The following is a 20,912-nucleotide window of genomic DNA, read 5'->3' as shown; positions in this document are numbered from 1 at the left end:
ATTGCAAAAATTACTCATCTTTCTTAGATGGAACCAGGAATACGTCCATCAAGCCTTCCGGCAGCTGCATTTTAATAATTCTCTCTTCTCTGTCAACCTCCAGAACCCAGTCTTTGATCATGGGAATTACAATTTCTTTTCCTTCAAAATTTAAAATGAAATAAGTCTGCGCCGTCTGATCATTTACAGAACGGATCACGCCACAATCATTATCATTTTCGTCAAGGATGTTATACCCGATGATTTCGTGGTAGTAGAATTGTTTTCCTGAAAGTTTAGGTAGTGTAGCAAGCGGAAGGTAAACACTTTTACCTAAAACCTGATCTACCATTGCCTCAGAAGAGCCTTTGAATGCAAGATTCAGAGCATCAAGTTTGCTCCATGATGATTTTTCAATAAAAAATGGAACCAATAATCCGTTGATTTCAACGAATATTGATTCCAATTTATTGTAAAGCTCGGGTTGGTCGGTATCCAATTTAAGGATCACGTTACCCGCAAGTCCATGTCTGCGTGTGATTTTACCTAAAAAATAGCAATCTTCTTTACGCATAACAGGGTTTGTTTTTAAGCTTCAGTGTTTTCTTCAGTTTCAGCAGCAGGAGCTTCTCCTTCTGTAGCTTCAGCAACAACTTCTTCAGCAGGTGCGTTTGCAGCTTCTTCAGCAGCTTTAGCATCAGCTTCAACTTGTGCAGCAGCAGCAACTCTAGCTTCGTTTACTTTTACTTCAGCATCTAAAGCAGCTTTCTTAGCATCAGCTTTAGCAGTTGCTAAACCTTCTACTTTACCTTGTACTTTAGAGTCTTTAGCGTCTACCCAAGCATTGAATCTTTTTTCAGCTTCAGCTTCATCAAAAGCACCTTTAGCTACACCACCTTGTAAGTGTTTTTTGTAAAGAGCACCTTTGTAAGATAAAATAGCTCTAGCAGTATCAGTAGGCTGAGCACCGTTGTTTAACCACTGTACAGCAGAATCAACGTTCAATTCGATAGTTGCCGGGTTAGTAATTGGGTTGTAAGTTCCTAGTTTTTCGATGAATCTACCATCTCTTCTAGCTCTTGAATCTGCAACCACGATGTGGAAAAAAGGTTTTCCTTTTTTACCGTGTCTTTGTAATCTGATTTTTACTGACATAATGTTTGAATTTTACGGGAACTCGTCCCAGTTAAATATTTAAGAGTGCAAAGATAGTAAAAAAGTTTGAAGTAAAAAGCTTCGGGTAAAAAGTTTTATAAATTCAAATTATTTTTTTAACCAAGCATGGCAAGAGAGAATATTGTTGAAATAATTACAGAAATTAAAATAGCCATAAAAACAGCAAAATTATCCCGTGTCTTTCCTGTAATCCCATAGATCACTACATAATTGATGATATAAACAGGTATCAGCAAAAAAAAGGAAAACTGTCCTGTAAATGAGATTATAGCCTTAAAAAAAAGAAGTCCGGTAACAGAAACTGCTACAATTCCTAAAAGGCTTTTAAAAATTATTTTCTCATCTATTTTATCATTCTCTTTTACCTTTGAAAATTGCTCAAATTTCTCAAGAATAAAAATCTTCAATTCCCCCCTTTCTATAATTTTTGAAGAGATGTCTTCAAGAATAAGAGTTATTTTTTCTCCTTTCTGTACTCTATTATGAACCTCAAAAGAGATTCTCCCTTTTTCTTTAATTAAAATTTTTCTGTACTCGGCTTTTTTTACAAATTCATCATAATTGAATTTCTGACTGATTGCTTCACGCATTTCATCATTGATTTTTCCTGTGTGATCAGTCATATAAAGATAAGCAACCAGCAAATCTTCTTCATTATAATTTCTGTAAATATTCTTCATCCTATACAGTTCCCATATAGAAAAGCCCCAGACACTTCTGATTTTCTTCAATGGTTAAAGAGTCTTTCAGATCATCTACAATTTTAGGGGAACTCCAATAGCAGCCAATATTGTTCGCTGTACAGGTAAGATACATATTCTGAACCGCCATTGAAGTAGCAGCGATCTCTTCCCATTCAGGAAGCATTCCGCTAAAATTGACTACAATAGAGACTACAACATCCGCTTTATTGATTTTAAAACCGATGTCATTATATTTTTTTTCCAGGAAAAGCTGTTCCGGCTGACTCGCTTTATAGATAGCCTGCATTTCTGAAGCCAGTTTTGCTTTTTCTTCTCCTTTGAATATTTTAAAACGCCAAGGTTTTGTACGTTTATGATTGGGAGCCAAAGTCGCTGAATGTAAAATCTCATCAAGAACTTCCTGAGAAATTTCTGCATCTGTATAATCTTTTGGGAAAATACTTCTTCTTTGCTCTATGATTTCTTTTAAAATGGATGCTTTGTTCATACCTGCAAATTTACAACATGAAATTCAATCTGTTTCATTTAAAATGTTAAGTATTTACTGCCAGTTTATGATTTTTATAAGCTTTGTAATTACTGATGGAAAAAGTAGTAAGAATGAGTAAAACGAGTGCCTTAAACAGCCATTTTTCATAAGGTTCCCCTTTCACGGGATCCAGCATATATAAAGCAATACAACTTATCGCATATACCACTCCTGCAATGATCCAGTTGTACCCGGGATCAGGATATTCTTTTACTGTACTTGCTTTATTGTAATTAAAAATCGGACGTAGTTTATGTTGGTCCCAGATCACCAATACAAGAACAGCAACCATCATTAAAGAGGTTATAACCCAGGTCCCTTTAAACGAAAGACTGATGGTAATGATCCATATATTTGTCAGTATGGCAAGAAACATCAATGCACCCAATGTAGCATAGCGCTGCGTCATGAGTAAGATTCCGGCTGTTATCTGAGCCAATCCTAAAAAATTCCAGTAAAAGCCAGACTGATACAATGCTTCAAAAAAATATCCGATCGGTTCATCTGTTGAAATCCGGGTGAATCTTTCCCCCATCAGCTTTACCAGTCCGGACGGGAAAAAAGCAAATCCCACCAGATAGCGAAGATGTATAATAATCCAATGATTGAACCTGCTGGTCCTTAGGCTGTCAAATTTCATGGTTATAGGTTTTGAATCGCAAAGTATTAAATAAAAATAAAACTTCAAATACATTTGAAGCTATATTATATGGAGGTCATTCACTATTGATATTTATAATACTTCCACGATCTTTTGGTGGATCTTATTTAAGGTAAATTCATCCCCTGATTTCATTCCCATCATTTTTTTTGCCATGGGGCTTTCGGGAGAGATGGCATAGAACCGATCTCCTTCAAAAAAGAACTCCCCTAGTGACACGGAAATATAAAACCTTGCTTTATTGGTAATGACCAGAGAGCCAATCTGCACTCTTTCTGTAGCTGTATTCAGTACTTTTGCCATATTCATTTTAAGATCATTCAAAGCTCCCAGCTGTCGCTGCATCTGATAAATCTCCTCCTGCATCTCTTCTCTCATACTGTCATATTTCGGAGTTTTTTTTATGTCACGACTGGCTTCCAAGGTGAATTCGATAAAATTTTTAAGCTTCTCAATTTTTTCTGCGATAGCCATTTTCACGAAGTCTCTGATATCACTTTTTTCAAATACAATCTTCCCCATAGAATCGATTCTTTATATAAAGATAATATTTTTAGAATAATATTTCAATAGCTTACTATAAAATAACTCTTCCAAAATATTTCATCGCTTTTAAATTATTTCCAGACTTAATTTTTTAAAACTAAAGTCAGCGGTACGGCATTATTATTTTATTTTGATGATAATGTGATACTAAAGATAAAGGAAAACTCTATTCAATCAACGAGATTGGTAAAAAGAATTTTAATAAAAAAAGCCTTGTAAACTATACAAGGCCTTCATTTTATTTTTCAGTAAGTTTCTTCAGATCCGTTAGTCCCTGCCCAAACATTTTATCCATATTATTGTCCATCATAGGTTTCATAATCTTCATCATGGTGTTCAGCTCATTATCGATCATCCAGGTTACTTTTGTCCCGTTACCTTCAGGGGTCAGCACAATATTACTTTTGGCAGTTCCTTCAAAAGGTTTTATAAAACGAAGCTGAGTACCCAGTTTTTCATTGGCTGCAATTTCTGTGATGGTTTGTTCTCCTTCACTGTCATCCCCTTTCCAGTGATAAGAATCCCCTATTTGGTCACCTTTTCCTGCGTAAGTAACAGAGAAATTCTTGATTTCTTTAGAAAAAGGATCCCAGGTATTGTATGCTTGTAAAGAATTTGTATGCTGCCACACTTTTTCCTTCGGAGCATTGATGACAATAGATTTTTCGTAATGATAATCGTTACTGAAAGTCAGCATCGCGATTATAGCATAGATAAGAATCAGCACGATGATGGTACCAATAATTTTTAAGAGTGTTTTCATAGTTTATATATTTTATATTAAGGTTATTTATTTTAATGATGACTATTAAATCTGTTCTCAAAATTAAATATTCCCACATCACTCCCTCTTTCCATATGACAAGATTATTTAAAGATAAGTATTTTTGTCATAAGTTTCCGGTAAGGCATTATTTTTGAGCATTTCAGCTGTGATTCCCAATGAATCATTAAATTTACCTTACATAAAAAATCTAAAAATGAATATTTTAACAAAAAAATTTCACACTCCATATCATTCAGCACCATTCAGTGACATCAAAAATGAAGATTATCTTCCGGCATTTAAAGACTTGATTCAAAAATCCGAAGCAGAAATTGATGCTATTGTCAATAATCCTGAGGCACCCACTTTCGAAAATGTGATTGAAGCATTAGCCTATTCAGGGGAACAGCTGGATGTCGTTTCCAACATATTTTTCAATTTAAATTCTGCAGAAACCAGCGATGAAATCCAACAGATTGCTCAGGAAGTTTCTCCGATATTAACAGAATATTCTTCAAAAATCTCTCAAAACGAAGCCCTTTTCAACAAAATCAAAAAAGTATATGATGAAAAGGAGACATATAATCTCAATGAAGAACAGGAAATGCTTTTGAATGAGACCTACAAAGGTTTTGTAAGAAGCGGAGCGTTATTGAATGACGAAGACAAAGAGAAATTAAAGAAAATCAGCATGGATCTTTCTTTAAAATCGTTACAGTTCGGGCAAAATGTACTGGCATCTACGAATGCTTATTTTAAACATATCACGCATAAAGAAGATCTTGCCGGAATTCCGGAGGCTATCATCGATCAGTATGCTGAGGAAGCCAAAGAAAGAAACCTTGAGGGCTGGGTAGTCACTTTACAGTATCCAAGCTACCTTCCATTCATGACGTATGCTGAAAACCGTACATTGAGAAAAGAACTCGCTTTAGCAAATGGTAAAAAATCCTTTGACGGTGGAGAATTTGACAATCAGAATCTTATTAAAGAGCTTCTTCACTTGAAACAGCAGAAAGCCGAGCTTATTGGATATAAAAACTATGCAGATTTTGTTCTGGAAGAAAGAATGGCAAAGTCTCCGGTAAAGGTTTTGGATTTTTTAAATGAGCTTTTGACCAAGGCAAAACCTTATGCTGATAAAGAAATTGAAGAATTAAAATCTTTAGCCAAAGCGGATGGAATTGATGAAATACAGGGCTATGACCACGCTTATTATGCTGAAAAACTTCGTAAGGCAAAATTTGATCTTAATGATGAAGAATTAAAACCTTACTTCCCATTAAACCAGGTGCAGGATGCTGTATTTGGATTGGCTGGAAAACTTTTCGGACTGACTTTTGAGGAAAGAAATGACATTCCGAAATACCATGAGGATGTAAAAGTATATGAAGTAAAAGAGAACGGGACTTATAAATCTCTTTTATACGCTGATTATTTCCCAAGAAAAGGGAAAAGAGCCGGAGCCTGGATGACCAGCTACAAAAATCAGTACAAGCAAGATAGTGAAAATTCACGCCCGCATATTTCAATTGTCTGCAACTTCAGCAAACCGACAAAAGATACCCCTAGCTTACTAACATTCCAGGAAGTAACTACTTTATTCCACGAATTTGGACATGCGCTTCACGGAATGATGGCAGATACCCAATATCCTACGCTATCCGGAACTTCTGTAAAATGGGATTTTGTGGAGCTTCCCTCTCAGTTTCTTGAAAACTTCTGCTATGAGCCAGAGTTCTTACAAACTTTTGCAAAGCATTATAAAACAGGAGAAGTACTTCCTGACGAAAAAATTGAAAGAATTGAGCAGTCTAAAAACTTTATGGAGGGCTACCAAACCCTAAGACAGATAGGTTTCGGACTTCTGGATATGAATTATCATACGAAAGTTGCAGAACTGGAGAATGAAAGTGTAAAGGAATTCGAGGATAAGTATACAAAAGCAACCACTCTTTATCCTTCTAATTCTGAAACCGCCATGAGCCCAAGTTTCTCTCATATTTTCCAGGGTGGATATTCTGCCGGATATTACTCTTACAAATGGGCAGAGGTTTTGGATGCCGATGCATTCCAGTATTTTAAAGAAAACGGAATTTTTAATCCTGAGATTGCCGCTAAGTATAAAGTATTGCTTTCCTCAGGTGGAACTAAAGATCCAATGGAGCTTTATAAAAGTTTCAGAGGCAGTGAGCCGAAAGTGGAGAGCTTGTTGAAAAGAGCGTTTGGATAGGATACATTTAAATTATGACAGAGAAAATAAGCATTTTGGAAGCTGTTTTTAATGAATCTTTAAAAGCTGCCCTTCACAATATGACTTCTGAAAAGATTGATAAAATTCTTGACAACAGAGATTCAGCTGAATTTTCAGAGGCATGGATGAAAACGTATCAGGCTATTGAAGACAAATCTGTGGATGAGGAAACAGAAGATAAAATCAGTGATATCCGAAAGGAGATTTTCATATCGACTTTTAGAACTACCGGGTCTTCAGATTTACCGGCTTATATTTCCGATGATTTCGGTTTGATCTGCTCTTATTATATTCATCAGATTGAAAATACCTGGGTGACTCACTTACTTTTCACTTATCTTAATCATCAGATTCCGCAAGGAGAATTGATGAAAACGGATAAAACAATGAAAGAGCTGATTCAGTAAATCAGGAAAATAAACTATAAAAAGAACAGCAATTGCTGTTCTTTTTTTCATAATTACCTTCCATTCTAGCTTTATGAAAATTTGTAAATTAGTCGCTCAATAACCTCAAACCAATTTCTGATTTCACATGACCATTCAAGAACAAATCCAAGACTATATCAGCAGCCAGCCAGAGCTGAAACGTAATGATATGCAAGAATTGCATGGTATTATTCTGGAGCTCCATCCGGCATGTCAATTATGGTTTCTCGATGGTAAAAACAGCGAAAATAAAACCGTTTCCAATCCCAATATTGGATATGGTTTGTATACCCTGCACTATGCTGGCGGAAAATCCAGAGATTTTTATCAGATTGGAATGAGTGCCAATACAACAGGGATTTCCATCTACATTATGAATATCAGTGATAAAACTTACTTAGCCAAAACCTATGGAGAAAAAATAGGTAAAGCCAGCGTAACTGGATATTGTATTAAATTCAAAACTTTGAAAGATATCAACATTGAAATCCTGAAAGCAGCAATACTGGATGGGTTTAATCATCAATAAAAAACTTTTGGAAGGCTGCAACTGTTATTATATTTTACCCTTTTCTGATTGGGCTCATTGGCTACCTTCTTTGGCTGAAGAAAAAAAATAAAAACCACCTCAGGAATATACTTATTGCAGTATTCTCGACACTTTTCCTTACTTTTGCACCGTGAAATAGCTTCTGCTATAAAAATAAAAACACACAAACTATAACCATGAATAAAAAACTTTTTTCGGCAACGATTGTTGCTTTATTATCACTTACTCCTATAAAAGCTCAAATCAATTTAGTAAAAAAATTTGCCGACATTCAGGTACCCCAAGCATTTTATGTCCATAAAGGGAAATTATATTTCACTGCAAGAGAAGGAGGTATAGCTAATTATGAACTGTGGGCTTACGATGATAATCAACCTATTTCTTCTGACAATCCGAAACAGTTGATAGATCTTGATAACGACCCTAATAACGGTAGTTTTCCAAAGAATTTTACCACCTATAATGGGAAATTATTTTTCAGTAATAATTTTTACAATTATTCATATGATGATACTTTGCCTATATCATCTACAAATCCAAAAAAAATTGGAGCCCGTGGAAATAACTTCAGGATTCTTGACAACAAACTATTCTATGAAGATCCTGCCGCTAGCCCTTTTTCAATCTGGACATTTGATGACAATTTACCCTATAGCTCAAGTAATCCAAAAAGACTTGTTTTACCAAACGTAAACCCTATTATGACTAATTTCAAGTTTTACAATACTATTTTTAACGGGAAATTATATTTTAATGGCAAAACAACTACAGATCAGAATTTTGAACTTTATGTTTATAATCCTGCCTTACCTACATCATACACAAATCCAGGCATAGTATATGATATCAATCCGGGGATTTATGGATCAAATCCTGCCAATTTTATAACTTTCCAGAATAAATTATATTTTTCAGCAAACGACGGAACAGGTGAAGAATTATGGGTATATGATGGAACTAATAACCCGACAAAAGTTCACGATTTCGATACTTCCCCTTATGGAGGTGAAGCGAGACATAAAACAATTTACAACGATAAAATGTATTTTGCAGCGCATAATAATGTGATAGGAACTGAATTATGGAGATATGATGGTACAAACACACCTGAGCTTGTAGCAGATATCTATCCCGGTCCTGAATTTTCAATGCCAAGGAATCTTACTGTCTTCAACAACAAGCTTATTTTTGACGCTATTAATGATGTAAATGGCAGGGAACTTTGGATATATGACAGTACTATTCCCACTTCACCTTCAAACCCGCGCCTAATAGATGTTGCCCCAGGGCCAGGAAACGGTTTTGATTCTGAAAGTTCTTTTGTAATCTACAATAATACTCTTTATTTTGGAGGCAGAACCAGCAGTTCCAATGCCGGATTGTTCTCACTGGAAAACGCTTATTTATCAACCAAAGAAACAGAAGCTATTTCAAAAGCAGATATTAAAATCTATCAAAACCAAACAGGTAATGAAGTAACGGTAGAAAGTGCCGAAAACTTACAAGAAATATAGGTTTTAAATGCTGTGGGTCAGCATATTTTAAAAAAGTCCTCAAACAATAAAAAAGAAACAATTTCTTTAGACAACAAAGGTCTTTATTATCTTGTTATCAAAACAACTAAAAATATGAGAATTGTAAAGAAAATTATGATTAAATAAGTATTCTTACAATCTTTCACACCTCCAAAAGCCTCTGAAATCAGGGGCTTTTATCAGATTGAGATGAGTATCAGCATACCCAGGACTCAATATCAGCGTTAAAACCTATGGAGAAAAATAGGTAAAGCCAGCGTAACCGGATATTGTATTAAATTCAAAACTTTGAAAGATATCAACATTGAAATCCTGAAAGCTGCAATAAACGATGGGTTTCAAGCCTATTAACAACACGTATTCAGATAGATGAAGGCAAACTGTTTTTTCAGTTATAAAAAAATGAACATATCTATTGTAAGAAAGCTAAATTTGTACATTCTAAAAAGCAATCATCCATTCTGTAATTTTAAATCATGAGCACGATAACATTAAGATTAGAAAACGTAAAAAAACTTCAGGCTAAAAGATGGGATAATGAGGACCATTGGGATACTTTAAATGATCTATTGGTAAAAGAATTAGATGAAATTTTACTTATTGAGCCTGAAAATACTTCAGCATTGATCAATATTGGTGCTATTTATTCCGATATGGGAGAAAATGAAAAAGCTTTGGAATACTTAAAGACAGCTCTACGGCTAGGTTCGAATGATAAAAATCTGTTTGTAAACCTATCTATTGTACTTATTTATATGGAAAAACACCAGGAAGAATATTTGGAATACCTTGAGGAAGTTGAAGATAAAATTGAGGACCCTCTCACTTTTAAGGCATATTTTGATCCTCAATCTCATTAAAAATCAGTATTAATTAAAATCTACAATCATGTTACTCGCTATTTTACTTCCGTTCTTATCATTCATCATCCGTGGGAAAGTTATCACAGGAATTGTCTGCCTTATTTTACAAATTACCCTGATCGGGTGGCTTCCTGCAGCAATATGGGCGGTTCTTTCTCTAAATAATGAAAGAGCAGATAAACGAAATGACAAACTCATTAAAGCAATGCGTAAAAATAACGGCTAAACGATTGAAATCTTCCATTGGCTGAAAGATTTTAGGCTAGCATCAAAAAACAATAAATTCCCATCTCATGAAAGAAAATAAATACGACAATCCGTCATTTTTTGACCAGTACGAAAAAATGCTCCGTTCTCAAATAGGATTGGAAGGAGCCGGAGAATGGCACACCCTGAAAAATATGCTGCCCGACTTTCAGGAAAAAAACGTCCTTGATCTGGGTTGCGGTTTCGGGTGGCACTGCCGCTATGCCATAGAAAATGGGGCGAAGTCTGTAATTGGAGTTGATCTTTCAGAAAAAATGCTGACAAAAGCTAAAGAAATCAACAATATGGAAGGAATTCAATATGAAAGGAAAGCCCTTGAAGAAGTTGATTATCCTGCTGAAAAATTTGATCTCATACTCAGCTCACTCACATTCCATTATGTGGAATCATTTGATACCCTTGCTCAGCATATTTATCAATGGCTTTCTCCCGGCGGATCTTTTGTTTTTTCCGTGGAGCATCCTGTTTTCACGGCAGAAGGCAGTCAGGATTGGGTATATGATAAAGACGGTCAGAAAACCTGCTGGCCCGTTGACCGATACTTTGTGGAAGGGAAAAGAAACACCACATTTTTAGGCGAAAATGTTATAAAATACCACCGTACGTTAACTTCTTATCTGAATACATTATTAAAACATGGCTTTAAAATTAAGGAAGTTATAGAACCAAAGCCTAGTCAGGAGATGCTGAAAGAAATTCCGGAGATGAAAGATGAACTCCGCAGACCCATGATGTTGCTTATTTCTGTTGAAAAATAGTGTAAAAGCAACTTCATTTTCAGAGCAGCCACTTTAGCTATACCCACCCGATAAATTATGTTTTTCACTCATATATAATTAGTATTGATAATACACTGATTATTATGAAAATCAGAATCATATTGTAAAAATACAAACAACTATATTGTATAACATAGTAATGAAAATAATTTATATCTTTGCATAACAAATTACATAGTTATGATTATTAAAAAGTTGATAACCGCTCTTTTTTTGCTTCCATTTTTAACTCATACGATGGATGCTCAGATGCAAACAAAAGGATATGAAAATAAAATTGACAGCATTATCCAGACTGAATTTGGGAATACCAATGAGCCCGGAGGCGTTTTTCTGATTACTAAAAACGGAAAAAGCCTGTACCGGAAAGCTTTCGGAAAAGCCAATCTTGAACTCAATGTCAATATGACACCGGATCATGTATTCCAGATTGGATCAATGACTAAACAGTTTACTGCCGTAGCAATTTTGATGCTGGAACAACAAGGCAAACTCAATGTCAATGAGTCGATTTCCAAATACATTAAAGATTATCCTAACGGAGATAAAATTAACATCCATCATTTGTTAACCCATACTTCAGGAATTAAAGATTTTACTAAAATAAAATCCCTGCCTTCCATTGCTCAAAAAGAGATGAAGCCGGAAGAAATGGTTAATTTTTTCAAAAATGAACCTGTAGATTTTGCACCTGGAGAAAAGTTTGACTACAATAATTCAGGATATGTGGTTTTAGGCTATATCATTGAACTGGTTTCCGGAACTTCTTATGAAGACTTTATTAAGAAAAACATCTTTGATAAGGCTGGAATGATCCATTCCTATTACGCTTCCGACAGAAAAGTGATCCCTCAAAGAGCTTACGGCTATCACAAAAAAGAGCAGGGATTTGTTAATAAAACAGTGATCAGTTTCAGTGTTCCATTTTCTTCAGGGTCATTAATGTCTACAGGAGATGATATGCTGAAATGGCAGCAAGCTCTCAATCAAAACCTATTGCTGAATTCTAAAGAAACCCAAAAAGCTTTTCAGAAATATAAACTGAATAGCGGGGAGGAATTTACCTACGGATACGGATGGCATCTGAAGGATATCAATGGAGTTCCTGACCGCGAACATGGAGGAAGTATATTTGGATTTAAAAGCATGGGAGTTTATGTTCCGGGGGAAGATCTTTATGTGATTGGATTCAGTAACTGTGACTGCCACTCTCCTACTGAAGTTACCCGAAATATTGCAAAAGCGACTTTAAGTGATATCAAAACCTCATCAAAGAAGCCTTAAAATACGCTCAATCTTATTTCTTCCTGTCCATCTCTGGAAGAACATGATCAGGCACCTTAAAAATACAGCCCATTACAAAAATCAGGCAGAGAATATTAATAAGTACGGCAACTGAAAATGCCTTGTGATAATGCTGTACCAAAGGTTTTTCTCCAAGAAAATAATAGAAAACACTTCCTACCGCAACAATCCCCAGAATGGCTGCAATCTGCTGAAAAGTATTATAAACACCGGAGGCATTCCCTATCAGTTTTTCTGACATTCCAGACAAAGCAATATTAGCCAGCGAAGGAATGATAGAACCCACTCCCAATCCGTGTAAAAATAACAGCAGGCAGAAAATTGGAAAGCTGGTCTGCATCCTGAATAAAAACAGCTGGAGAAAAAGAATAACAATAATAAAAATCAGCCCTGCAATCAGGGCTTTTTTACCATATTTTAAAACCATTTTTACAGAAATGATGGAGGCCAGAATAAAGCCTAATCCCTGGAAAACAATGATTTCTCCTGCCTTGAGAGCAGTTATTTTTAAACCATCCTGAAAAAAAAGGGACACGATATAAAAATAGGAATCCAGCATAATAAAAAAGAAAGAAACGGCCACAATACCCAGATTGAAATTTTTATAACGAAAAATCTCAAAATCAATAAGATAAGGACGGTCATTTTTTATTCTTCTCTTCTGATTTTTTATAAAACCTAATAAAATTAAAGCGGAAATAATCATCAGAAAAGCATTTTTGAGATGAAAACCTTCATGCTCAAACATTGTCAATGCATAAGTAACACAGAATAATCCCGCGGAGATCATCAAAACGCCTCCCATATTCAAGGACTGCTTTACCGAAATTTTAGATTCATCCAATATTTTTAAACTCAGAAAGACTGCCGGAACACCTATAGGAATATTCATCAGAAAAATAAGTCTCCATGGTTCTTCCATCATTGTTAATGATGAAAAGTATCCTCCGAGAAACTGCCCCAAAACAGTTCCTATCCCAATCGTAATCCCATACCATCCCATGGCTTTTGTACGTTCTTTATGGTCTGGAAATAAAATCTGTATCATTGACAATACCTGCGGGGCCATCATGGCAGCACTCATTCCCTGCACAAATCTTGAAATAACCAGCTGACCTGCTCCCACAGAAACTCCGCAGGCAATAGAACTCAACATGAAAGCAATCAATCCGATCGTATACATTTTCTTCATGCCATATAAATCGCCCAGCCTGCCTCCTGTAATCAGAAAAGAAGCAAAACCAATGAGGTAAGCGGCAATCATAAACTGCATTTCCCCGTTGGAAGCATGAAGATCATTCTGTATAGAAGGAATGGACACATTGATAATGAAAATATCCATAATCGTCAGCAGTTGACCAAATAATACTATGATCAATTTCAAATACTTATAATTCATTTTTATATAGATATATCTATTTTTAATTATTGAAAAAAATTAGGGTATTAAACCCTGAACTATTTTTTTGACCTGATCAAAAGAATCATTTTGTCTATTGATCGTGGAAGTAACGACTGCTCCTTCTATTAAAAGGAAAATAGTATTGGTTAACAAATCTGTATCCGTCAATTCTTTTTCTGCCCCATATTCTTTTATGAGTGTTTTGATCATATCTTTCTGTTTTTCTTTGTGCTGTCTGGCAAAACCGGAAATAGAAGGGTTACCCTCTCCTGTTTCGGAGACAATTTTAATGAAATGACATCCTGCAAATTGGGACGTCTGCTGTAATTTTTTTCTGTAATCAATCAGTGCCAGGAGTTTTTCTCTTGGTTCAGAAATTTTGGATGTACTGCCTTCAAATCCTTCAAACCAATTGAGCTCTTCTTTTATAAGATAAGCCTGAAGAAGATCGTTTTTAGATGAAAAGTGGTTGTACAGTGAGCCAATAGCAATGTCAGCATCGGCAATAATCTGGTTGATTCCTGTAGAATTGAAACCCTGCTTATAAAACAGCTCCGAAGCGACTCTGATAATTCTGTCTCGTACTTTTTCCTTTTTCATTCTGAAAATTTTCACAAATCTAATCAAAAAAAATAGATAAGTCTATCTATTTTTAAAATACAGATAAAATTTTTATTTTAGATCAGAGAAAAAAACCTTATTTATTCAAGCCTCAATCATATGAAATCACTTCCTCTATTTTTGATATTCTTACTGTTAATAGGCGTATCTTGTAATCCGTCACCTCAACTAAACCCTGTAAAAAATATGAACAAGACCAATCCTGTTGTTTATTTTGAAATCCCTGTTCATGATATGAAGCGAGCAGAAAAATTCTATTCTGCTGTTTTCAATTTTAGCTTTGAGAAAGAAATCATTGACAATTATGAAATGGCTTTGTTTCCTTTTGAGGAAAAAAACAGCGGTATTTCAGGAGCATTGGCAAAAGGAGATGTCTACAAACCTTCCAGAAATGGGGTTATCATTTATTTTAAGACGGAAAGTATTGACGAGACATTGAAAAAGGCTGTACAACATGGAGGCTCTGTACTTTATGCTAAAAGGACAGATGAAAAATATGGTTTTGCCGTAGCGGAATTTGAGGACTCGGAAGGGAACAGAATTGCTCTGCATGAAACCGTAAAATAGCTATACCATTTGATGCATATTAATTTTTTAAATAAGGTTAAGACATATTTTGTATCTTTAAATAACCATTTTTAAAAGATTAACTGGTAAATAACTATGGCGGAAGAACTATATTTCATCAAAACCAACCCTATTATTGCCAAAATCAATTTGTACAATAAGCTTAATCGTGACGAGGATAAGATTCTGAGTTTCCTTCAACCTGAAGCAAGAGCCACCCTTGAAACGATTAAAGAAAAAATACAGGACTCTGTTGAAGAGCTTACCCAGGAAGAACTTTTACTTATTTTTCAATGGTTCAGTAGTGTTTATTCTTCAGATCATGAAGAAGCCAAGACTCAGCTTTTCATCAATGGTATTGACCTTTTTTACGAAATTCCGGCTGCGATTCACTCCGAAAATTTCCTCCAGATTCTTTCAGGTTATGAAAAACTCCTGAAACAGGATATGAATTATATTGTGGATTCTCAAAACTTCAACAAGTTTCTGATCTACGGAATTTTTCTCACAGAAATTCTGAATAGAGAGCAAGGGCATGAAAATATACTTTGTGACTATCTGAAACCAGACAATCAGTCTTTGTATCTTCTTGCTGAAAATCAATTGAATTCAAAAGAATTTGATCCTAAAATCGTTCCTGATCTTCAGCATCATTTTACGGATCTTTATGATCTGACTAAGTTTTACAAAGGTCCTATTATCAAACTTGAGAATCAATAGAAAAAGAGGTTTTTCAGACCTCTTTCAGTATTTCAGGGTTTTTCATCAGGTAATCTAATGCCTCTTTCACCGCTTGTTCAGGACTTTTAGGATTAAATCCCAATTCATTTCTGGCTTTAGAAATATCAAAATCCTGCTGTAATCCTGAGAACATGGCAATATCTTTCCGGGTAAGTATCGGAGGTCTTCCACTTAGTTTTGCGGTCAATTCCATAAGGGCAGCAATGGTAAAGAGAATTCCTTTGGGAACGGAACGCGGAATGTTCAGCTTCAGGTCCGGATACAGTGTATTGGCGAGAATGGTTGTATCCTTAATGGTCATACATTTTTCATTGGCAAGAATATAACGCTCACCGGGTCGTCCTTTTTCAGCTGCCAGATAACATCCTTCTGCAACATCTTTTACATCTACCCAGTTCAGGGTAATTTTAGTATCTACAGGAATTTTTTTATTCAAAATTAATTTGAGAACTCCATAGGAAACATTTAACGGTAAAAATGCTTTACTTCCAATCATGGCAGAGGGCATGACGGAAACCAGTTCTACACCTAGTTTTGCAGCCAGATCAAAAGCCAGTTTCTCACCATCATTTTTAGAGTTATAATACATATCTCTACGGTCCGGATTATAACCGTTGCTTTCTCTGGTAGGTAACTTTGTATAATCGAGTGCAGCAATAGAACTTACATACACTATTTTCTTCACACCTGCCTCCGCAGCAGCTTCGATGGTATTCCGGGTACCATTGATATTCACATCATAGATTTCTTTTTTGGGATCTTTAGCCCATAGTTTAAAAGAAGCTCCTACAGCATAGAATGTTTCCACTCCCTGCAGTGCTTTTACAAAAGAAGCTTTGTCGGTAATATCCGCCTGTACCAGTTCACAATCCAACCCTTCAAAAGGTTTTCTGTTCTTTGTATTTCTTACGGCAGCCCGTACCGGAATTCCCTGTTTCAGTAAAAATCTGACTAGATTATTTCCCAGATGTCCATTGGCTCCGGAAACAAGATTGATATGATTCTTTGTCATTGCATTCATTTTAATGCTGCAAAGTTTATCTTCCCGGCACCGGAACCACTTGACTTTTGTTAGTTAATTATTTTCCTTCGGATTCTACTCAGACTTTCGGGTTTCATTCCCAAAAATGAAGCAATATATTGGATAGGAACATTTTGAATGATTTCCGGATAATCTACCATGAGTTTCAGATACCGCTGTTCAGCATTCAGAACAGACAATTCTCTGGAACGTTTTTCATTATAGGCAATCGACTGCTGGAAGACCGAAATACTGAAATCTTTCATCGCCTGACTTTGATTGATCAAATGATTCAGGTTTTCTTTGGAAATTCTCAAAAGCTCAGCATCCGTGATGCACTCTATATTATTTTCAGAAACGGTACCGTTGATAAATTCTGAATAAGACGTAAAAAATCCTGGCGGACAATTGATATGCGTGGTCACTTCATTGCCATTCTCGTCCGTATAAAAAAGCCTAAGGTACCCTGAAACGATATAGTAAAGGTATTGAGGTATTCTTCCAGCCTCTTCTATTATTGTATTTTTAAAAAATGCTACAGGCTCAAAATATTTTCTGACCGCTTCGGTTTCTTCATGGGTAAAAACATGAATGGAGTGAATATATTGTAAAAGTTTGTCGTGCATTGAAATAAATCTGTTTTAATCTTACACAAAAATACCAAAAGAAAATTTCAATATTGATGAGTTTAAAAAAATATTGCCCTCCAATGTAACATCTTGCATTTTATAATTGTCTTGTACATATAACCGGAAGAAAACTACTGCTCAAAATGCAGTAAGAATAATTATTGAACCAGGATAAAAACTATAACACAGCCGGCAGTCTCCTTTACGATGTGGAACTGCTGGCTTTTTTATGAATCTGCCTGACTGCAACAAAATAGTACAAAATACCTCCCACAGAATAAGCCAGCACATCATAAAAATCTCCGGTAAAATGATTGGATAATTTCGGACAAAGCACTTCAAATAAAAAAGAGAGATAAAGCACTGAAGTCAGTACAAATTTCAAATCAGGTTTCCAGTGATAGCCTAATACAGCATTCATGATATACTCTATCAGATAGCAATACATAGGAACAGTGATACAATCTGTAAAATAATCATTAAGAAACGGAATATAAATTCGGTTCTGTCTCAGTACAATAACTGCTCCCCAAACTGCCAGTCCCAGCAGAAACCAAAATGAAATTCTCTTTTTCATCACATATGAAGTACCGCCATAATAATTCCAAGAATTACCTGCAGAATTTTCGAAATCATTTCCTGGAGATCTGTTTTATTTTCCTTCCCGTTTTTCTCTGCTGTTTCGTAATCGAATTTTTGTTTTCCTTCCATTATCACAAAATTTGATAGTGCAAATATATTAAATTAGAACAACTGTTCTAATTTTAAAAATATGATTTATATCCACTTTGATATTCTTATCTTTGAAGTATGAAGACCAAGGATAAAATTCTGTCCAAAGCACTGGAACTATTTAATGATAAAGGCTATAACAATATTACCACAAGGCATATTGCAGCTGAACTCAACATCAGTGCAGGAAATTTGCATTATCATTTCAAACATTCGGAAGACATTATTAAAATCCTTTTTGCTGAGCTTACCCTGAGAATGGATGAACTTTTGAACCAAATGAAAAAGATGGAGAATAAAACTCTGGAAGACCTTTACCAGTTTACTTATTCTACCTGCGAAATTTTTTATTCTTACCGTTTCATATTTATCAATTTCATTGATATTCTCAATAAACTGCCTGATATAAAATCCCGGTATGAAGGCATTAATTTTAGCAGAAAAGAAGAATTTGAACTGATATTTTCCGACCTCCAAAAAAATAATGTATTTCAAAAGGATGTGCCCGGCTTTATTGTCGGGGGTCTTACCGAGCAGATTTTTATCATTGCAGACAACTGGCTTACTCACAACAGACTGATCTTAAAACTCAATCCAAAAGAAGCCATACAGCATTATACCCTTCTTCAGATGAACCTTTTCTATCCACTTCTCAATAAAGAACAGCAACAGCTTTATGAACAGCAATATATCCGATAATCAGAACCTCATCATCAGAAAAGGAGAAATAAATGATCTTCCAGAAATGCAGCAGCTTTTTACAGGAGCTATAGATGAAATCTGTAAAAAAGACTATGATCCTCAACAGCTTGACGCCTGGAAATCTGGTGCTGAAAATGAAGAAAGATGGATGAATGTAATCAGCAATCAATTTGTTTTAATTGTTGTAAGTGGCGGTCACATGGCCGGTTTCTGCACCCTTGATCGAGGAAATTATATAGATCTTCTTTTTGTACACAAAGAGTATCAGCATAAAGGAATAGCATCTTTGCTTTACAGTTTGATTGAACAAGAAGCTCTTCAACATCATGAGAAAGAAATTACTGCTGATGTAAGCAAAACAGCCAGACCTTTTTTTGAAAAAACAGGATTTCAAGTGGTCAAAGAGCAGACGGTTTATGTAAAAGGAATTGCTATGACCAATTATAAAATGATAAAACACCTCCTCGCTTAATTTTCAGGCTTATGGAATTACATCCGGAATATAATGAGTGCAGAATTTCAGTTCCACAGGAATTTGAAAATGTATTCACCCATTTTTATTTTGCTGAAAACACTTCAAAAACTCCGGTTACAAAAACACTTTTACCTACTTATCAGACTATTCTGTTGTTTTGTTTTGGAGAAAGTGCGGCGATGTCTACCCGGGAAAAAACAATTATTGGAGTTGATAAATGTATGGTATTCGGTCCTGTAAGACAAGCTTTTGACTATACACTTCCGGCAGGCTGTTCTATTTTGGTTGCCAATTTTAAAGATGATGCATTTTTCAGATTTTTTGGAAAAGTATCCATTGAACAATCCATAAGGCATCCTGACGAATTGCTGAAAGAAAACTGTTTTACCGATCTGTGGCATCAGTTGGCAGGATTACATTCCACCGCAGAGCAAGTGAGTCATATTCTTGAGTTCTGCAGACCTTATCTACAGCATCAGGACACTACCAGTAAGCTTTTGAGCAGTTTTGAAAACGATTTTTTTAATCCAATCAAAGTGATCGCAGCGCAAACCCATCAGACTGAAAGAAATATCCAGCGCAAGCAGAAAGAACAGTTTGGATATTCTTTAAAAGAACTTACCCGTTATAATCGTTTTTTAAAAGCGATAAAAGCCCTTGAAGAGAGAATCGGAAAACAGGATAAAGTAAAGTGGTTTGATATCATCACTGAGTGTGGTTACTATGATCAAAGCCAGCTTATCCATGATTTCAAGCATTTCATCAACATTTCACCCGCTCAGTATTTAAAATTCCAACAGGAGATCTGTAATCCAAAATCTGAATAGCCCGTTTCGTTTTCTTACAATTTTTGAAGAGTACACCGCCCTACATTTGTCTCATTAATCTTAACAATCAAAACAATGAGACATTTAATCATTTACGCACATCCTAATGAAAACAGTTTAAATCATAATCTTTTAAACACTGTTGTCGAAACACTCCAATCCCGCGATCAGGAGGTTATTGTGAGAGATCTTTATAAAATCGGTTTCGATCCTGTATTTTCTTTGGAGGATATGCAGGGACAATTTCAGGGAAAGCTATCAGATGATGTAAAACTTGAGCAGGAGCATATTTCATGGGCAGAACAGATTACTTTTATTTATCCTATCTGGTGGACAGGGCTGCCAGCCATAATGAAAGGGTATATAGACCGTGTTTTCAGCTATGGTTTTGCGTACCGCTATGACCAGGGCATACAGAAAGGACTTCTGAAAGGTAAAAAGACTGTGATTATCAATACCCACGGAAAATCTCATGAAGAATATGAAAAAACAGGGATGGATAAAGCACTCACTTTAACCTCTGACAATGGTATTTTCATCTATTCCGGGCTCGAAATCATCAGACATTTATTTTTTGACAAAGCAGATAAAGCTTCCTCAGAAAATCTTGAAATATGGAAAGATCAAATTAGAAATCTATACTCTGATTATATATTAAATTATTAATTTTTTTCTATGAAAATACTTACTGAAAAACAAAGCATCAGCCCAGTTGTACGGACTTCTTACCAAGTGACGAAGAAAATAATAAAATACAGTTTTTACATCTTTATCCTGTATTTTGCTTTTAAGGGATTTATGGCATGAAATTGGCTTCAAAAATCGCAAGTAAAATTGTTTTGAACCATTATTT

General features: G+C 35.3%; 28 protein-coding genes. 15 read left to right on the top strand and 13 right to left on the bottom strand.

Annotated elements, in window-relative coordinates:
- Positions 1-10: 10 nt before the first annotated feature.
- From rimM to C1634_RS11025, 7 genes are all read right to left on the bottom strand, one after another.
- Positions 11-553 carry a ribosome maturation factor RimM gene (gene rimM / locus C1634_RS11055; RefSeq protein ID WP_103232973.1) on the bottom strand — a complete coding sequence of 181 codons (543 nt, stop codon included), beginning with the start codon at positions 551-553 and terminating at the stop codon, positions 11-13.
- Between the two features lie 14 nt (positions 554-567).
- Positions 568-1,134: a 30S ribosomal protein S16 gene (locus C1634_RS11050; RefSeq protein WP_103232972.1), complete on the bottom strand. Its 567-nt coding sequence runs from the start codon at positions 1,132-1,134 to the stop codon at positions 568-570.
- A 116-nt stretch (positions 1,135-1,250) separates the two neighbouring features.
- The gene (locus C1634_RS11045) at positions 1,251-1,835 is read right to left on the bottom strand and encodes a hypothetical protein (RefSeq protein WP_109738405.1); all 585 of its coding nucleotides are present in this window, start codon (positions 1,833-1,835) and stop codon (positions 1,251-1,253) included.
- 1 nt (position 1,836) lies between these two features.
- Positions 1,837-2,346, bottom strand: coding sequence for a nitroreductase family protein (locus tag C1634_RS11040; protein ID WP_103232970.1), 510 nt, complete (start codon positions 2,344-2,346; stop codon positions 1,837-1,839).
- 46 nt (positions 2,347-2,392) lie between these two features.
- Entirely contained in the window at positions 2,393-3,028 is a 636-nt protein-coding gene (locus C1634_RS11035; protein ID WP_103232969.1) for a DoxX family membrane protein, read from the bottom strand.
- A 93-nt stretch (positions 3,029-3,121) separates the two neighbouring features.
- On the bottom strand, positions 3,122-3,571 hold the full coding sequence (locus tag C1634_RS11030) for a hypothetical protein (protein ID WP_103232968.1): 450 nt from the start codon (positions 3,569-3,571) through the stop codon (positions 3,122-3,124).
- Positions 3,572-3,833: 262 nt separating this feature from the next.
- Complete coding sequence (locus C1634_RS11025) at positions 3,834-4,358, bottom strand: SRPBCC family protein (RefSeq protein ID WP_103232967.1); 525 nt, start codon at positions 4,356-4,358, stop codon at positions 3,834-3,836.
- A gap of 217 nt (positions 4,359-4,575) precedes the next feature.
- On the opposite strand from C1634_RS11025, the gene C1634_RS11020 reads away from it, so the two are divergent.
- The 9 genes from C1634_RS11020 (at position 4,576) to C1634_RS10980 (ending at position 12,321) form a co-directional block, all read left to right on the top strand.
- Complete coding sequence (locus C1634_RS11020) at positions 4,576-6,594, top strand: M3 family metallopeptidase (RefSeq protein WP_109738404.1); 2,019 nt, start codon at positions 4,576-4,578, stop codon at positions 6,592-6,594.
- Between the two features lie 14 nt (positions 6,595-6,608).
- On the top strand, positions 6,609-7,022 hold the full coding sequence (locus tag C1634_RS11015) for a hypothetical protein (protein WP_103232966.1): 414 nt from the start codon (positions 6,609-6,611) through the stop codon (positions 7,020-7,022).
- 127 nt (positions 7,023-7,149) lie between these two features.
- On the top strand, positions 7,150-7,572 hold the full coding sequence (locus tag C1634_RS11010) for a DUF1801 domain-containing protein (RefSeq protein WP_103232965.1): 423 nt from the start codon (positions 7,150-7,152) through the stop codon (positions 7,570-7,572).
- A gap of 197 nt (positions 7,573-7,769) precedes the next feature.
- Positions 7,770-9,107, top strand: a complete 1,338-nt coding sequence (locus tag C1634_RS11005) for a hypothetical protein (protein ID WP_103232964.1) — start codon at positions 7,770-7,772, stop codon at positions 9,105-9,107.
- A 12-nt stretch (positions 9,108-9,119) separates the two neighbouring features.
- A complete protein-coding gene (locus tag C1634_RS26520; protein WP_109738403.1) occupies positions 9,120-9,254 on the top strand; it encodes a hypothetical protein in 135 nt (44 codons plus the stop codon).
- Between the two features lie 350 nt (positions 9,255-9,604).
- A complete protein-coding gene (locus tag C1634_RS10995) occupies positions 9,605-9,988 on the top strand; it encodes a tetratricopeptide repeat protein (protein ID WP_103232963.1) in 384 nt (127 codons plus the stop codon).
- A 28-nt stretch (positions 9,989-10,016) separates the two neighbouring features.
- A complete protein-coding gene (locus tag C1634_RS10990) occupies positions 10,017-10,217 on the top strand; it encodes a YqaE/Pmp3 family membrane protein (protein WP_202980645.1) in 201 nt (66 codons plus the stop codon).
- Between the two features lie 67 nt (positions 10,218-10,284).
- Complete coding sequence (locus C1634_RS10985) at positions 10,285-11,016, top strand: class I SAM-dependent methyltransferase (RefSeq protein WP_109738402.1); 732 nt, start codon at positions 10,285-10,287, stop codon at positions 11,014-11,016.
- 201 nt (positions 11,017-11,217) lie between these two features.
- Positions 11,218-12,321: a serine hydrolase domain-containing protein gene (locus C1634_RS10980; protein WP_228410058.1), complete on the top strand. Its 1,104-nt coding sequence runs from the start codon at positions 11,218-11,220 to the stop codon at positions 12,319-12,321.
- 13 nt (positions 12,322-12,334) lie between these two features.
- Here C1634_RS10980 and C1634_RS10975 read toward each other — a convergent pair whose 3' ends face one another.
- Both C1634_RS10975 and C1634_RS10970 read right to left on the bottom strand, forming a co-directional pair.
- On the bottom strand, positions 12,335-13,741 hold the full coding sequence (locus C1634_RS10975; protein WP_109738401.1) for an MFS transporter: 1,407 nt from the start codon (positions 13,739-13,741) through the stop codon (positions 12,335-12,337).
- Between the two features lie 39 nt (positions 13,742-13,780).
- Entirely contained in the window at positions 13,781-14,344 is a 564-nt protein-coding gene (locus tag C1634_RS10970) for a TetR/AcrR family transcriptional regulator (protein WP_109738400.1), read from the bottom strand.
- Positions 14,345-14,551: 207 nt separating this feature from the next.
- Between C1634_RS10970 and C1634_RS10965 the strand changes: the two genes are divergently transcribed.
- Both C1634_RS10965 and C1634_RS10960 read left to right on the top strand, forming a co-directional pair.
- Positions 14,552-14,932 carry a VOC family protein gene (locus C1634_RS10965; RefSeq protein ID WP_103232432.1) on the top strand — a complete coding sequence of 127 codons (381 nt, stop codon included), beginning with the start codon at positions 14,552-14,554 and terminating at the stop codon, positions 14,930-14,932.
- 96 nt (positions 14,933-15,028) lie between these two features.
- Positions 15,029-15,652 carry a hypothetical protein gene (locus tag C1634_RS10960; protein WP_103232433.1) on the top strand — a complete coding sequence of 208 codons (624 nt, stop codon included), beginning with the start codon at positions 15,029-15,031 and terminating at the stop codon, positions 15,650-15,652.
- A gap of 13 nt (positions 15,653-15,665) precedes the next feature.
- Here C1634_RS10960 and C1634_RS10955 read toward each other — a convergent pair whose 3' ends face one another.
- From C1634_RS10955 to C1634_RS26410, 4 genes are all read right to left on the bottom strand, one after another.
- On the bottom strand, positions 15,666-16,685 hold the full coding sequence (locus C1634_RS10955; protein WP_103232453.1) for an NAD-dependent epimerase/dehydratase family protein: 1,020 nt from the start codon (positions 16,683-16,685) through the stop codon (positions 15,666-15,668).
- Positions 16,686-16,744: 59 nt separating this feature from the next.
- Positions 16,745-17,320 carry a Crp/Fnr family transcriptional regulator gene (locus C1634_RS10950; RefSeq protein WP_103232434.1) on the bottom strand — a complete coding sequence of 192 codons (576 nt, stop codon included), beginning with the start codon at positions 17,318-17,320 and terminating at the stop codon, positions 16,745-16,747.
- A 205-nt stretch (positions 17,321-17,525) separates the two neighbouring features.
- Complete coding sequence (locus C1634_RS10945; RefSeq protein WP_103232435.1) at positions 17,526-17,900, bottom strand: hypothetical protein; 375 nt, start codon at positions 17,898-17,900, stop codon at positions 17,526-17,528.
- On the bottom strand, positions 17,900-18,034 hold the full coding sequence (locus C1634_RS26410) for a hypothetical protein (protein ID WP_262509916.1): 135 nt from the start codon (positions 18,032-18,034) through the stop codon (positions 17,900-17,902). Before C1634_RS26410 ends, C1634_RS10945 begins: the two co-directional genes overlap by 1 nt.
- A gap of 99 nt (positions 18,035-18,133) precedes the next feature.
- Here C1634_RS26410 and C1634_RS10940 point away from each other — a divergent pair, with 99 nt between their 5' ends.
- The 4 genes from C1634_RS10940 (at position 18,134) to C1634_RS10925 (ending at position 20,725) form a co-directional block, all read left to right on the top strand.
- Complete coding sequence (locus tag C1634_RS10940; protein WP_103232436.1) at positions 18,134-18,754, top strand: TetR/AcrR family transcriptional regulator; 621 nt, start codon at positions 18,134-18,136, stop codon at positions 18,752-18,754.
- On the top strand, positions 18,732-19,229 hold the full coding sequence (locus C1634_RS10935; protein ID WP_109738399.1) for a GNAT family N-acetyltransferase: 498 nt from the start codon (positions 18,732-18,734) through the stop codon (positions 19,227-19,229). Before C1634_RS10940 ends, C1634_RS10935 begins: the two co-directional genes overlap by 23 nt.
- Positions 19,230-19,240: 11 nt before the next feature.
- A complete protein-coding gene (locus C1634_RS10930) occupies positions 19,241-20,059 on the top strand; it encodes a helix-turn-helix domain-containing protein (RefSeq protein ID WP_109738398.1) in 819 nt (272 codons plus the stop codon).
- A 75-nt stretch (positions 20,060-20,134) separates the two neighbouring features.
- Complete coding sequence (locus C1634_RS10925; RefSeq protein WP_103232438.1) at positions 20,135-20,725, top strand: NAD(P)H-dependent oxidoreductase; 591 nt, start codon at positions 20,135-20,137, stop codon at positions 20,723-20,725.
- Positions 20,726-20,912 lie beyond the last annotated feature (187 nt).

It is taken from the genome of Chryseobacterium viscerum (genome assembly GCF_002899945.2).
GTDB classification, from domain to species: Bacteria; Bacteroidota; Bacteroidia; order Flavobacteriales; family Weeksellaceae; genus Chryseobacterium; species Chryseobacterium viscerum.
This window is presented reverse-complemented; position numbering and strand designations above follow the sequence as displayed.